This is a genomic window from Salegentibacter sp. UBA1130 (assembly GCF_002311535.1).
In the GTDB taxonomy this organism is placed as follows: domain Bacteria; phylum Bacteroidota; class Bacteroidia; order Flavobacteriales; family Flavobacteriaceae; genus Salegentibacter; species Salegentibacter agarivorans.
Map to the genome: position 1 here is coordinate 373,446 of NZ_DCAP01000020.1, position 12,982 is coordinate 386,427.

At 37.4% G+C, this 12,982-nt stretch carries 10 protein-coding genes; 2 read left to right on the forward strand and 8 right to left on the reverse strand.

Translation table 11 applies throughout. The features are described 5' to 3' along the window. Nucleotides 1-53: 53 nt before the first annotated feature. The 4 genes from B4F31_RS07205 to porV all read right to left on the reverse strand — a co-directional run bounded on the left by B4F31_RS07205 (nt 54) and on the right by porV (nt 4,540). Complete coding sequence (locus tag B4F31_RS07205; RefSeq protein ID WP_075324992.1) at nt 54-1,718, reverse strand: pyruvate dehydrogenase complex dihydrolipoamide acetyltransferase; 1,665 nt, start codon at nt 1,716-1,718, stop codon at nt 54-56. Between the two features lie 3 nt (nt 1,719-1,721). Continuing rightward, nucleotides 1,722-2,723 carry a pyruvate dehydrogenase (acetyl-transferring) E1 component subunit alpha gene (gene pdhA / locus B4F31_RS07210; RefSeq protein ID WP_075324993.1) on the reverse strand — a complete coding sequence of 334 codons (1,002 nt, stop codon included), beginning with the start codon at nt 2,721-2,723 and terminating at the stop codon, nt 1,722-1,724. A 107-nt stretch (nt 2,724-2,830) separates the two neighbouring features. Then, entirely contained in the window at nt 2,831-3,313 is a 483-nt protein-coding gene (gene cdd, locus B4F31_RS07215) for a cytidine deaminase (RefSeq protein WP_075324994.1), read from the reverse strand. A gap of 72 nt (nt 3,314-3,385) precedes the next feature. Beyond that, nucleotides 3,386-4,540, reverse strand: a complete 1,155-nt coding sequence (gene porV / locus B4F31_RS07220; RefSeq protein WP_093306064.1) for a type IX secretion system outer membrane channel protein PorV — start codon at nt 4,538-4,540, stop codon at nt 3,386-3,388. 438 nt (nt 4,541-4,978) lie between these two features. Here porV and gldJ point away from each other — a divergent pair, with 438 nt between their 5' ends. Together gldJ and B4F31_RS07230 are read left to right on the forward strand one after the other, a co-directional pair. Then, nucleotides 4,979-6,664 (forward strand): gliding motility lipoprotein GldJ, encoded by a 1,686-nt coding sequence (gldJ, locus tag B4F31_RS07225; RefSeq protein ID WP_075327856.1) that lies wholly within the window; start codon nt 4,979-4,981, stop codon nt 6,662-6,664. A 114-nt stretch (nt 6,665-6,778) separates the two neighbouring features. Next, complete coding sequence (locus tag B4F31_RS07230) at nt 6,779-8,077, forward strand: UDP-N-acetylmuramoyl-tripeptide--D-alanyl-D-alanine ligase (RefSeq protein WP_286760979.1); 1,299 nt, start codon at nt 6,779-6,781, stop codon at nt 8,075-8,077. Here the strand turns inward: B4F31_RS07230 and B4F31_RS07235 are convergent. The 4 genes from B4F31_RS07235 to B4F31_RS07250 all read right to left on the reverse strand — a co-directional run bounded on the left by B4F31_RS07235 (nt 8,067) and on the right by B4F31_RS07250 (nt 12,972). Then, nucleotides 8,067-8,687 carry a DUF4403 family protein gene (locus tag B4F31_RS07235; protein ID WP_286760980.1) on the reverse strand — a complete coding sequence of 207 codons (621 nt, stop codon included), beginning with the start codon at nt 8,685-8,687 and terminating at the stop codon, nt 8,067-8,069. The genes B4F31_RS07230 and B4F31_RS07235 overlap by 11 nt on opposite strands. A 484-nt stretch (nt 8,688-9,171) precedes the next feature. Further along, nucleotides 9,172-10,059: a bile acid:sodium symporter family protein gene (locus B4F31_RS07240; protein ID WP_075324998.1), complete on the reverse strand. Its 888-nt coding sequence runs from the start codon at nt 10,057-10,059 to the stop codon at nt 9,172-9,174. Nucleotides 10,060-10,172: 113 nt separating this feature from the next. Continuing rightward, nucleotides 10,173-11,060 (reverse strand): carbohydrate kinase family protein, encoded by an 888-nt coding sequence (locus B4F31_RS07245; protein ID WP_286760981.1) that lies wholly within the window; start codon nt 11,058-11,060, stop codon nt 10,173-10,175. A gap of 217 nt (nt 11,061-11,277) precedes the next feature. Further along, on the reverse strand, nt 11,278-12,972 hold the full coding sequence (locus B4F31_RS07250) for a RagB/SusD family nutrient uptake outer membrane protein (protein ID WP_286760982.1): 1,695 nt from the start codon (nt 12,970-12,972) through the stop codon (nt 11,278-11,280). Nucleotides 12,973-12,982: the final 10 nt, after the last annotated feature.

Sequence of the window (12,982 nt, forward strand, 5' to 3'; positions counted from 1 at the left end):
AATCCCGCAAAGCTGCGGGATTTTAATAATTAGTTATTTTTAAAAAACCGGGATTATGCTAACATAGTTACCGGGTTTTCCATATAAGTTTTAAGCGTTTTTAAGAAAGCAGCACCGGTTGCACCGTCTACTGTTCTATGATCGCAGGCAAGGGTTAATTTCATAGTATTTCCTACTACAATTTCACCATTTTTAACCACCGGTTTTTCAACAATAGTTCCTACAGAAAGGATTGCCGAGTTTGGTTGGTTAATAATACTGGTGAATTCAACTATCCCAAACATTCCCAGGTTAGACACGGTAAAGGTACTACCTTCCATATCTTTTGGTTGTAATTTCTTGTTTCTGGCTTTACCGGCAACGTCTTTTACATTATTCCCAATTTGGGTCATAGACATTTGATCGGCAAATTTTAAAACAGGAACCACAAGACCTTCTTCTACGGCCACTGCAACACCCATATGAATGTGCTTAGCAATTTTCATAGATTCTCCTGTCCATTGGCTATTTACCTGTGGGTGCTTACGAAGTGCCATCGCACTTGCCTTAATTACCATATCGTTAAAAGATACTTTAACATCTGGCATTTCATTAATTTGCTTACGTGAAGCCATTGCATTACTCATATCTACCTCTATAGTTAGATAGTAATGCGGTGCGTTAAACTTAGATTCCCCAAGTCGTTTGGCAATGGTTTTACGCATTTGAGAGTTTTTAATCTCTTCAAAGCTTTCTTCTCCTGCAGGCACATAAGGTTGTGGTGCAGCAGCTGCGTCTCCTTTACTTTTTTCTTTTGCAGCAGCAGGTTTGTCTGAAGGTTTGTAATCCTCAATGTCTTTTTTCACGATACGACCATTGCCGCCGCTACCTTTGACATCTGAAAGATCTATACCTTTATCTTCTGCCATTTTTTTGGCCAATGGAGAAGCAAAAATTCTTCCACCGTCTTTTGTAGAATCTGAAGATTTCTTTTCAGAAGATTTGCTTTCTTCTTTTTCTTCAGATTTATCTTCTTTCTTCTCTGATTTTCCTGAAGATTTCTTTTTAGACTTCCCGTCTACTGAAACATTAGAAACATCTGTTCCTTCTGGTCCTATAATAGCAAGAAGACTATCTACTTTTGCTGTTTCGCCTTCTTCAAGACCTATTTTAAGCAAAGTTCCTTCGTAAAAAGATTCGAATTCCATGGTAGCCTTATCGGTTTCGATTTCGGCAAGAATATCTCCTTCTTCTACTTTATCGCCTTCCTTTTTCAACCAGGAAGCAACAGTACCTTCTTCCATGGTATCGCTTAAACGAGGCATAGTAATAATTTCTACACCTTCAGGAATCCCCCCGTCATCGCTATCGCCATCACTTTCAGCTTCGTCTTCGCCCTCGTCTTCATCTTCATCAGAATCTGACTTATCTTCTTCTTTATCTTTTTTCTCGTCCTTTTTAGAATCTCCGTCACCTTTTAGTAAATCAGAAATATCTTCACCTTCCTCACCAATAATAGCAAGCAAAGTATCTACAGGTGCAGTTTCGCCCTCTTCGATACCAATATGAAGCAGGGTCCCTTCGTAAAAAGATTCAAACTCCATGGTAGCTTTATCGGTTTCTATCTCTGCAAGGATATCTCCTTCTTCAACTTTATCACCTTTTTGTTTTAGCCACTTCGCAACAACACCTTCTTCCATGGTATCGCTCAAACGCGGCATATTAATTACTTCTGCCATAATTTACTGAGGTTTATGTGCTAAAAACGGATAATCTTTCTGTTCGTAAACAACATCATACATCACGTTCTTTTCTGGGAAATCTGACTCTTCAGCAAATTTCTCACATTCAGACACTTTATCTTTAACGCGTTTGTTGATCTTTTTTATTTCATCTTCAGAAGCATACTTTTTATCTTTAATTATATTCAACACCGTAGTGATTGGATCTAATTCCTGATATTCTGCAACTTCTTCTTTTGTTCTATATTTTTGAGCATCACTCATAGAGTGACCACGGTAACGGTAAGTTTTCATTTCTAAAAATGTTGGTCCGTCACCTTTTCTAGCTCTTTTTATTGCTTCGTCTAAAGCTTCTGCAACCTTAACAGGATCCATAGCATCTACAGGTCCACAAGGCATTTCGTAACCATTACCAAGCTTCCAGATATCTGTTCCCTTAGAAGTTCTGGCTACAGAAGTCCCCATTGCATACCCGTTATTCTCTACACAAAATACAACCGGTAAATTCCATTTTACGGCCATATTTAAAGTTTCATGAAGAGACCCCTGTCTTGCAGCACCATCTCCTAAAAAGGTAAGAGTTACTGCATCACGCTTAAAGTATTTATCTGCAAATGCAAGACCGGCACCAAGTGGAATTTGACCTCCAACAATACCGTGACCTCCATAAAAGTTATGTTCTTTAGAGAAAATATGCATAGAACCACCAAGACCTTGAGAAGTTCCTGTAGCTTTTCCGTAAAGTTCCGCCATTACTCGTTTAGGATCTACTCCCAAACCAATTGGCTGCACGTGGTTACGATAAGCGGTAATCATTTTATCCTTTTCCAGGTCCATTACATGAAGGGCACCAGCCAGGATAGCTTCCTGCCCATTATACAAATGCAAAAAACCTCTTACTTTCTGCTGAATGTAAACCTGCGCAAGTTTATCTTCAAATTTACGCCAAAACAGCATATCCTCGTACCACTTTAAATACGTGGCTTTTGTTACTTTCTTCATTTAACTTATTAATTTTAGGCCAGACAGATGGGTTTGCCAAGCGGATAACAAAAATACTATTTTCAATAAGAATGGAAAACAGTTTTTAAGCAAAAATAACGAAAACGTTATAAGACCGAATTCTCAAAGATTAAAGGTAGTAAATCTTTTATAGAATTTGCTTTCATCACCTTACCGGTCTCACCCATAAAATAGACCGCAATATCGGTTTCCTGTTTAACTTCATATTCTACCAGCGCCTGCCTGCAAGCCCCGCAAGGTGGCACAGGAGCTTCTACCAAGTGCTTCATAGATTTAGCTGAAATGGCAATGTTTTGAATTTGAGCTTTGGGAAAAGCGGCACCTGAGTAGTAAATTGCGGTACGTTCGGCACATAAACCTGAAGGATACGAAGCATTTTCCTGGTTGCTTCCGGTAACAACTTCATTATTATTTAATGCTATAGCAGCGCCTACCTTAAATTGCGAATAAGGCGCATAGGCTTTATCCCGGGCTTCTACGGCGGTTTTCATCAAACTCTGAATGGCCTGCGGAAGTTCTTCAACAGAATCATAGACCTCAAAGTTTGAGGTAACTTTTAATGGCTTCATATAAAAATTATTGGAAGGGAAAGATAATAGAAACCTGCTAAGCTGCAAATATTAAATTAACTGAAATATAATTTAATAAACAGGGAATTGGCCTCCAAAATTAAAAGTTAAACCAAAACGAAGGGTTCCCTCCAACGGACTTGGTACCGGCGAGGTAGAGAATAAATAAGAAATATCTATGTTTACCTGCTCATATTTAAAACCTGCGCCAAAAGAAGCAAATCTCCTGGAACCTTTGGTAAGACTTTCACTAAAATACCCGGCTCTAAATGCAAAAGCCTCGCGATACATATATTCGGCGCCAAGCGCCCAGGTTACTTCACGAAGTTCCTCTCCAAAACCACCCGGCGCATCTCCCCAGGAAGTGAAAATTCCTTCTATAGCACCAATATCATTATATTCGGCATCATCTTCAGCATCAATTTCTCCATCATCATTAAAATCTCTTGGCGTTGGTACTAAAAGTTTATTGAATTCAACATAAGCACCTAAACGATTTTCTATATCAAAAATAAAGTCGAAACCAGTTCCTACTTTAAAATTTGTTGGGATAAAATTTTCCTGCCCTGCATCTTCATATTTCATCTTAGGGCCAATATTAGAAATATTTGCGCCAGCTTTCCAAACTCCGTTAAAATTTGAAAAAACCATTTGATTACTCTGGTAGTATGCTGCCACATCTACCCCAAAGCTATTGGCCGCACCTAAATCTTCTTCGTCCTGCAAGCCAAGATCTGAATGCAAGTAACGCCCGGCTACTGCCATAGAAATATTATCACTTAGGCGCAAAGAATAAGAAACATCAAAGGTAAGTTCATTTGGATTAACCACTAAAGGAGCCTGTTCAAAACTTGCCCTACGTTCTATACTACCCAGGCTAAAATATCTTAAGCTTGAAGCAACGGCACTCCTTTCATTAATTCTATGGTAATAACTAATATTCCCAAGAAAGATATCACTAACAATATCACTTAAGTATGGTGTATAAGAAACCCCTATCCCGTGTTCACTGGTAGCGAAAGCATATTTCGCTGGGTTCCATTGCTGGGAAAAAACATCAGCCGATGTTGCTACTCCCTGGTCTCCCATTCCCGCTGCCCGTGCATCAGCAGCTACTAGTAAAAAAGGGACTGCGGTTGTTATAACTCTATCCCTTTCTTCTTGGGCTGTCATTTTAAATTGAGAGCTTAAAATTAACCCGAGCAATAAGATTGTAATTTTTTTCATCATATTAATTAATGATTAACAAATATATACTAATAATCTTGTTAAGAAAAGACCTTAAGTTTAAATAATTCTAAAGGCAGATTAAAACAAGGCCAGAAGTTTATCTGGAATAATAAAACTTATAAAAGTAAATAGAGTAGGTCTATCACAACTTTAAAATAGGTGTAATATTGTACGTTTTGAATTTTAGCTACTTTTTTAAGTACAGTAACCTTCAGTTAAATAAAAAACAATTAATTTTGCTGCTTCCTGCTTTACCGGGAGCAAAAATTAACGGTACACAGGAAATCAAAAAGAGCTTTGTCTAGCCTAAGTGCTAAGGGCATCAGGGTTTTAAAGAAAACCAAAGCCTTTGAGAGAACATAAAATAAACTTGTACTTTTAGCGTTAATTACTATATTGCAAAGCCTAATATTTCTACCAAAAGAGATGATGAATATGAGAATCAATATTGCTTTTAGAGCCTTTTTAACCCTCGTTCTTGGCGTTGGTTTACTAAGCTGTAATAATTCCCGGGACTATGAAGACAACTCCAGAGCTACTGGATGGGACATTAATTCAGATGAAGGCGGATTTCAATATAACACAGATTATAAGGAACAGGAAGCCGGCCCGGGGCTGGTTTTTGTTGAAGGAGGAACCTTTACTATGGGGCAGGTGCAGGACGATGTTATGCACGATTGGAACAATACTCCTACCCAGCAACATGTACAGTCCTTCTATATGGATGAGACAGAGGTTACCAATATGATGTATATGGAATACCTGGACTGGTTGAAAAAAGTTTTCCCTCCTACCCAGGAAAATTTCAGAAATATTTATAATGGTGCAGTACCAGATACCCTTGTTTGGAGAAATAGATTAGGATTCAACGAAACAATGGTAAACAACTATTTACGTCATCCTGCTTATGGAAATTATCCTGTAGTTGGAGTAAGTTGGGTACAAGCTGTTGAATTTAGTAAATGGAGAACCGATAGGGTAAACGAATTATTACTGGAGGAAGCCGGCTACACTAAAGAAGGAGCCCGTTATACCGATGTTCAAGCCGGTACTACATTTAATACCGAAACCTACTTAAACGCACCAAGTCAGGCATACGGTGGAAATACCGAAATAAGCCAGGGAGGAGACGCATCTCAGGACATGATAGATAATCAAAATACTGATGCAGAAGGAAATGCTCTTGGTGGGCAAACTTATGTACAACGTAAAGACGGAATTCTACTTCCCGAGTATCGATTACCAACTGAAGTTGAGTGGGAATATGCCGCCTCTGCTTTAGTAGGAATTAGAGATTATAATGTTTACAGAGGAAGAAAAAAATATCCGTGGGATGGTCAATATACTCGCTCTGGTGATGTAAAAAGACAGGGAGACCAATTAGCTAACTTTAAGCAAGGTGCCGGAGATTACGGAGGAATTGCAGGTTGGAGTGATGATGGCGCCGATATTACCGCTGAAGTAAAATCTTACGAGCCTAACGATTTTGGTCTTTATGATATGGCCGGTAACGTAGCCGAATGGGTTGCCGATGTATACCGACCAATAGTTGATGATGAATTTAACGATTTCAACTACTATAGAGGGAATGTTTATACAAAACACGCTATTAACGAAGACGGTTCTGTAAAAGTAGTTGGTGTAGATGAAATTGAATTTGATACTCTCGCCACCGGTAGACTGGTTGCCAGATCTTACCCGGGAGACATTGCTCAAATACCAGTTACCGAAGAAGATACTTATATGCGTACCAACTACACCGATAGTGATCAACGCAACTTTAGAGATGGTGATAAGAGCTCTAGCCGTTATTATCAATCATTTCAGCAAGCAGACGAAGAATCGGAACGTATGTATAACTCCCCAACTTATAATGTAGCAAATACTACAGATACTACGGGAACAAGACGTGGATATGACACTGCAGACAGAACTACCCTTATTAGTGACGAAGTTAGAGTTTACAAAGGTGGTTCATGGAGAGATCGTGCTTACTGGCTAGACCCGGCACAACGTAGATATTTCCCACAAGATATGGCAACCGACTATATTGGATTTAGAAATGCAATGTCCAGAGTTGGTTCAAAATCTTTAGATGACAATAAAAAAGCAAGAAATTAGAAATTCTAATCTTCTAAAAATTATGATAAAAGCCCTATTTGTTTAGGGCTTTTTTTATAGCTTTAATTTTAAAGCCCTGGAATAACTTAATTTCAGACTTAGAAAACGCTAAATATGAAAACAGCATTAATTCATCAAAGATTCCTGGTAAGTACAGGAATTTCTACCGATACCCGAAATATTGAACCAGGAAGCATTTTCTTCGCTTTAAAAGGAGCAAATTTTAACGGCAACGAATTTGCAGCACAGGCAATTGCTAAAGGAGCTATTTGCGCCATTGTAGATAATAAGGAAGCCGCGCTAAATGATAAAGAGTACATCGTTGTAAAAAATACTCTGGAAGCGCTCCAAAACCTCGCTAAATTTCACCGAAAATTTTTAAGTATTCCAATTATAGGTATTACGGGAAGTAACGGAAAAACTACCACCAAAGAACTTATATATAATGTGCTTTCAAAAAAATATGCTGTTACCGCAACCCAGGGGAATTTAAATAATCATATTGGAGTGCCACTTAGTCTACTGGCAATGGATGAAGAAACGGAGATTGGATTAATTGAAATGGGGGCTAACCATCCCGGCGAAATAGAATTTCTCTCAAATATTGCGATGCCAGATTATGGACTTATCACCAACTTTGGAAAAGCACATCTTGAAGGTTTTGGAAGCTTAGCTGGTGTGATACAGGCAAAAACCGAATTATACCGACACCTAAAAGATAACAAAAAACTGATATTTTTAAACCTTGACGATGAAGTGCAAAGGTTAGAAATAAATTATAAACATACTTTTAGCTTCGGAAATAATAGAAAAGCCCAGGTAAAAGTAGATTATCCCGACACCTCTGATTCTGCTGAGTTAATCTTTAACGATACTAAGTTTAAAAGTCAATTAAGCGGAAGTTACAACGCAAAGAATATGGCGGCTGCGCTCTGTGTTGGTCTATATTTTAAAGTTCCCTTTAACGAGATAAAAGAGGCAATAGAAAATTATGTTCCTTCCAACAACCGTTCGCAATTAATAGAACGAAATTCAAATAAGATCTATTTAGATGCTTACAATGCTAATCCTACCAGTATGATGGCAGCATTACAGCACTTTAATTATTCAAAAACCAATACTACTAAAATTGCTGTTTTGGGTGATATGGGAGAACTTGGTACGGCTTCAGAAACCGAACACCAGGTTGTGGTAAATTACCTTGAAAATGCTGATATTTCTGAAATCTACCTTGTGGGTAAACAGTTCAAAAAAACGACTACCAATAGGGCAAACATTATAAAATTTGAGAATACCGAAAATATTAAAAAGCACCTACAACTGGCTGAATTAAAGAATTGCAGCATCTTAGTAAAAGGATCCAGATCTATGGCGCTAGAAGAAATTCTTGAAGTTTTTGAACCTAAAGCTTAATCTCTTTTACGTTCACAAAACCATAGGCACTAATTTCCAAAAGGATTAATAACAAACTATCTCCGGGGATTATTTCGGCAACTTTTAGCGTGTTTACATTTCCTGAGAGGAATACTCCCGGGGCAGCTTCCATTTCGTCTCCCAGCTTTCTATTTGCTTTTCCCAAATGTTCATTAATATGTGGCTTGAGATCCAGCTTCATTTTATTTTTAATCTTTTTATAAATTAAAGTATTGGCCAGGGTTTCAAGAGAATTATCCATAAGCCAACTTTTACTTTGGCCTTCCAGTTCGTACTCTTCTACATCTACCACCTGCTCTACTTCATGAAATCCCAGTCTTAAATGGACTAACAAAGTAACCTCCTTATTTTTAAAAAGTGTGGTGAGTGTTTTCAGTCTTAAAGTGAGGGAAAGATCAAAATTGGGTTCCTGACTTTTACCTAGATTGGCGCCCAATACCTCGGCATAATTTTTTACCGTGCCTTTAGAATCTTCCATTCCTATTTGCTCTCCCACTAATTTTTCCTGAAGTACATCTTTTAAAACCCGGTAGCTAATTTTTACCGGCAAATTGAGTTTAATATTATCGTCATCAAAAAGCTTATTCATGAGTAAATTTTCAGTTTAGTTAGTATGGTCTTACCATAGATACAACTTAAGTTTTTTCTGCTGAAATATTCTGAAAACGCAGTTAAATTTAAATACAGGAAAGATCTTTCAATTAAAAATAGCGCACCGCGGAGTATTTAAAACTTGCTTAAGAAGTAAGAGAAACCGAAGAAATAAAAAACCATATTCCGTATAAAATTCCTTCAAATTTCATTTTAATTTTCATTCAGCTTAAGGGAATTAAATGAAATCGAAATATTTACTTCAGAAAAAATAAATTTTTATACTTCTCACTCTCAGAAGGTTAACTTGTAATTACGGAAATCCGTAAAATACTAAGTAACAAAAGCTCTAAATTCGGGACACATAAGTACAAATAGATCTGTATTTGAACTTATTTTAATTTGGCAATTAAAACATGTCGGCTGCAAAAGCATAAAACTGAGTAGGGTCTGTTTGAGCTTTATGTGGCCGGCATTTTTATTTAAATTTTCTCAATGTTCTCTTTTCCAAAGTAATGTTTAAGAATCCATCCTCCCAGGAAAGTTATAATTAGCGAAAAACTACCATATAAAATAGCCACCAGGCTAATATCCTGATCCTTTAATAACTGATTGGCTATAAATAGCGCCAACACACTATTTTGCAAGCCCATTTCTACCGCAATTGTGTAAGCAGCGCTATGTTTTAATTTCATACGCCTGGCTGCGAAATAACCGGCTATAATTGTAGCGAAATTCAAAATAATTAGGGGAATTAGAAGGTTTAAATGTTTTAGATATTCCACCCCTTTTTGATTTTCGTCAAAGAAAATAACTACAATAAAAGCGAGTAGCATTATCCCCGGTAAAATATAGCGTAAAGCCTTATGAAAACTTTCTCCGAACTTATGCCCGTATAATTCGTTTATTAGAATCCCGCTCATTACAGGTAAAACTACAGTTAAGAGAACGTCTCCCATGGTTTGCCCAAAACTCAGTTGGACTTTAGCTCCATTATTTCCAAACACCGCATAACTCAACTCAATTACCAGCGGAATACTAAACAATATAATCAAACTATTAAAAGCCGTAAGTGAAACCGAAAGTGCCACTCTTCCTTTCAGCATTTTTGTCACGAGATTTGAAGCGGTACCCCCGGGACAGCCGGCAAGCAACATAATTCCAATTTTATATATAGGATCTATGGGCCAGAAAAAAATTAATAGAAAAGCAATAAGCGGCAATAAAAATATTTGGGAAACAAGACCGGTAATAATAGCTCTGGGATGAGCAAAAACCCTTCTAAAATCTTTTAAACATAATTCCAGGCCTATCCCAAACATAATTAGAGCAATAGAGAGGGGCATAAAAATATCGGCAAATTGCTGCATATTCTTTTAAAAAGAAACTCAAGATAGTATTTTTTTTAAAAGGCAGGAACCGTTAAGAATTTCGAAATTAATTTTTGGCCATCTCTTTGATTAAAAATCAAATACGACTGTTTTTAAGGAAACATAAATTTTTTAATAATATCCCCGGAAATTTCGGGATTCGCACCTTCCTTCCCAGCTACCAGAGCACCTACTGCACAGGCAAAATCCAGGGTGTTTTGCGATTCTTCTTCTTTTAATAATCCGGCGATTAAACTGGCAAGAAATGAATCTCCCGCGCCTACCGTGTCTTTTACCTTAACCTTAAAACCACTATTATAATAGCGCACCCCATCCTTTAGCAAAACTGCACCGTGTCTACCTTTAGTTACACAAATAGTTTTGGTATTGGTTTTTTCAGAAATAAAATGCAGGTTTTGTTCTAACGAATTGTGCTTAGAACCCATCATTTCAGCAATTTCAAATAATTCGTCGTCATTGAATTTTATAAAATCTGCCTGCTCCATTAGTTTTTCCAAAACTTCCTTTTCATAATACGGCGGACGTAAATTAATATCAAATATTCTGTACTTTGCTTCCGGCAGAAGTTCAAAAAGTGTTTTACGACTAACCTCATCGCGGCAAATTAAACTTCCGAAGATAAAAGCATCAGCATTTTTCACCGAATTTTTTATCGCTTCTGAAATTTCAATTTTATCCCAGGCCACAGGATGTGCAATCTCGTAAGTAGCCGAACCGCTTTCTGAAAGTTTTACGTTTACAACACCGGTAGTGAAATTAGAATCTTTGGAGATATTTTCAGTTTTAATATTCTTTGATTCCAGATAAGAGATTAGCTTTTCGCCTTTTTCATCGTCTCCCACTTTACTAATCATTTCTGTTAAAATTCCTAATCCCGATAACCTTGAAGCCACATTAAGCGGTGCACCGCCAATTCTCTCCCGGTCTGGGAATACATCGTATAATATTTCGCCGAAGCAAACGGCTTTTCTATTTACCATCTTATTAAACTTATTTTTTTCTGAAAAGGACTATAAAGTCCAGACTTAATTCTTTGGCCCCGGTAGCCCATCAATATTATTGGTATACAAACTACGTAGAAAAGATTATCCCTACCAACCACTGCAGTATGCCCCACCAGTTTTACTCGCCGGTTTTCTACTGAATAAATTATGATGTAGCTTTTATTTTATTAAAGTGCATCATAATTATAATGTTTTAGTAGCCTGTGTTTTGTACATATACGTCCTGACTAAAGTTTATTTGGGCCTGTGGGATGGGTAAATATTCTTCCCGACCTTCATCAAAAGAGGCGCCTTCGTAGTACGTAGCCTCTTCTGCTTCTTCACTATAATATTTATTTAAAGTTTCTTCTGCAATACCCCATCTTACAAGGTCAAAGAAACGGTTTCCTTCCATGGCAAATTCTAACCTGCGTTCCCAACGTAAGGCTTCACGGGCTACATCCTGAGTCCAGTTGATGTTTTCTCCGTCTAAATAAGGACTTATCCCAGTATTAGTAGCATATGAAGATATTAAAGTCGTACTTTGATTAGCTCTTTCCCGAACTTCATTAATCAGAGGAAGAGCTTCATTTTGTCTTCCAAGTTCAATTAAAGCTTCCGCCCTCATCAACAATACATCAGCATATCGAATCTCAATCCTGTTTTTAGAATTTCCATAAAAAGGATCAATATTCACAAGGTATTCCGAATCTTCAGTTACATTCTCTTTTAAGGAGGCTGTATAGCCATACGTACTAGGAGACCTAACCCAGTTTTCCTGGTAAATATTTTCCTGATCGTATTTCCAGGGTAGACCAGGTATTGCTACAGTGTGGTATAATCGAGGGTCAACCCTGTAATTCTCCAGACTGTTGAAGTCAAGGTTAGATTGGTTATAATTTGAAAAAAGAGGTAATCCCTGTTCATCAACCTTGTAGGCATTTACAAGGTTCTGGCTTGGTTTATGGAAATCGCAACATCCAATTCCCTGTGGAGTAGCAAGCACATCAGAATAATTTAGTCTTCCATGTAGGGTACCATCGTTATTGGAGAACTGAATGGAGAAAACTGCTTCCTGCCCATTTTCAAAACTACCGGGAAGAAAATTATAGGCAAAATCTTCTTCAAGTTGGTGCATTCCCATTACCTGCTCTGTTGCATCTAAAACCTGCTGCAATCTTTCCTGGTTAATATTTACTACATTATGGTTTTCATCCTGTTCATAAGCCTGATAAAGTCGTGTTTTTGCCAAATATGCATATGCTGCTGTTTTATCTGCACGCCCAACTTGAGGCTGAGAAGAAGGAAGAACCTGTGCTGCGGCCTCAAAATCACCTGCAATAGCACTCCATAAGTCGTCATTACTAAGAGCCCGGTTAGAGATTGTTCCATATTCTTCCACTGGGATATCTTCTGTCACATATGGAACATATTTGTACATTATTTTTAACATAAAATAGAAATGTCCTCTTAAAAACTTCATTTCTGCGATTCTTGTGGATTTCTCAGGAAATTCTACCTCGTCGATTTGATTTAATGCAGCCAAAGCTTTGTTTACCCTGGAAATAGCAATAAAACTGTTATACCAGAAAGCATCCAGTTCACCAAAATCTGTTCTTATGTTCTCTGATACTTCAAAAAAATGAAAAACCTGTATATCATTTGTACCACTTCCCCCCTTGTAAGCATCATCAGAGCGGACATTTCCATAAGGCCAAAGACTAAAGGGTATGTCATAATGATCATTACCCAATGCAGCATAAGCTGAGGTCACAAAACCATCTACATTTTCTGGAGTTGTTAATTGTTCTTCAGATAATACTCCATAAGGTTCTTCCTCTAGAAAATCTGAACAGGCAGTAGAAATAGTTAGAAGAACTATGCCTAGTAAATATTTTATTTTCTTCATAATAAAGAGT

Bases quoted from the DNA above. Each gene is read 5' to 3' on its own strand.
- cdd (WP_075324994.1), bottom strand. From the start codon at position 3,313: ATGAAGCCATTAAAAGTTACCTCAAACTTTGAGGTCTATGATTCTGTT.
- gldJ (WP_075327856.1), top strand. From the start codon at position 4,979: ATGAGAATCAATATTGCTTTTAGAGCCTTTTTAACCCTCGTTCTTGGC.
- B4F31_RS07250 (WP_286760982.1), bottom strand. From the start codon at position 12,972: ATGAAGAAAATAAAATATTTACTAGGCATAGTTCTTCTAACTATTTCT.
- B4F31_RS07230 (WP_286760979.1), top strand. From the start codon at position 6,779: ATGAAAACAGCATTAATTCATCAAAGATTCCTGGTAAGTACAGGAATT.
- porV (WP_093306064.1), bottom strand. From the start codon at position 4,540: ATGAAAAAAATTACAATCTTATTGCTCGGGTTAATTTTAAGCTCTCAA.
- B4F31_RS07240 (WP_075324998.1), bottom strand. From the start codon at position 10,059: ATGCAGCAATTTGCCGATATTTTTATGCCCCTCTCTATTGCTCTAATT.
- pdhA (WP_075324993.1), bottom strand. From the start codon at position 2,723: ATGAAGAAAGTAACAAAAGCCACGTATTTAAAGTGGTACGAGGATATG.
- B4F31_RS07235 (WP_286760980.1), bottom strand. From the start codon at position 8,687: ATGAATAAGCTTTTTGATGACGATAATATTAAACTCAATTTGCCGGTA.
- B4F31_RS07245 (WP_286760981.1), bottom strand. From the start codon at position 11,060: ATGGTAAATAGAAAAGCCGTTTGCTTCGGCGAAATATTATACGATGTA.
- B4F31_RS07205 (WP_075324992.1), bottom strand. From the start codon at position 1,718: ATGGCAGAAGTAATTAATATGCCGCGTTTGAGCGATACCATGGAAGAA.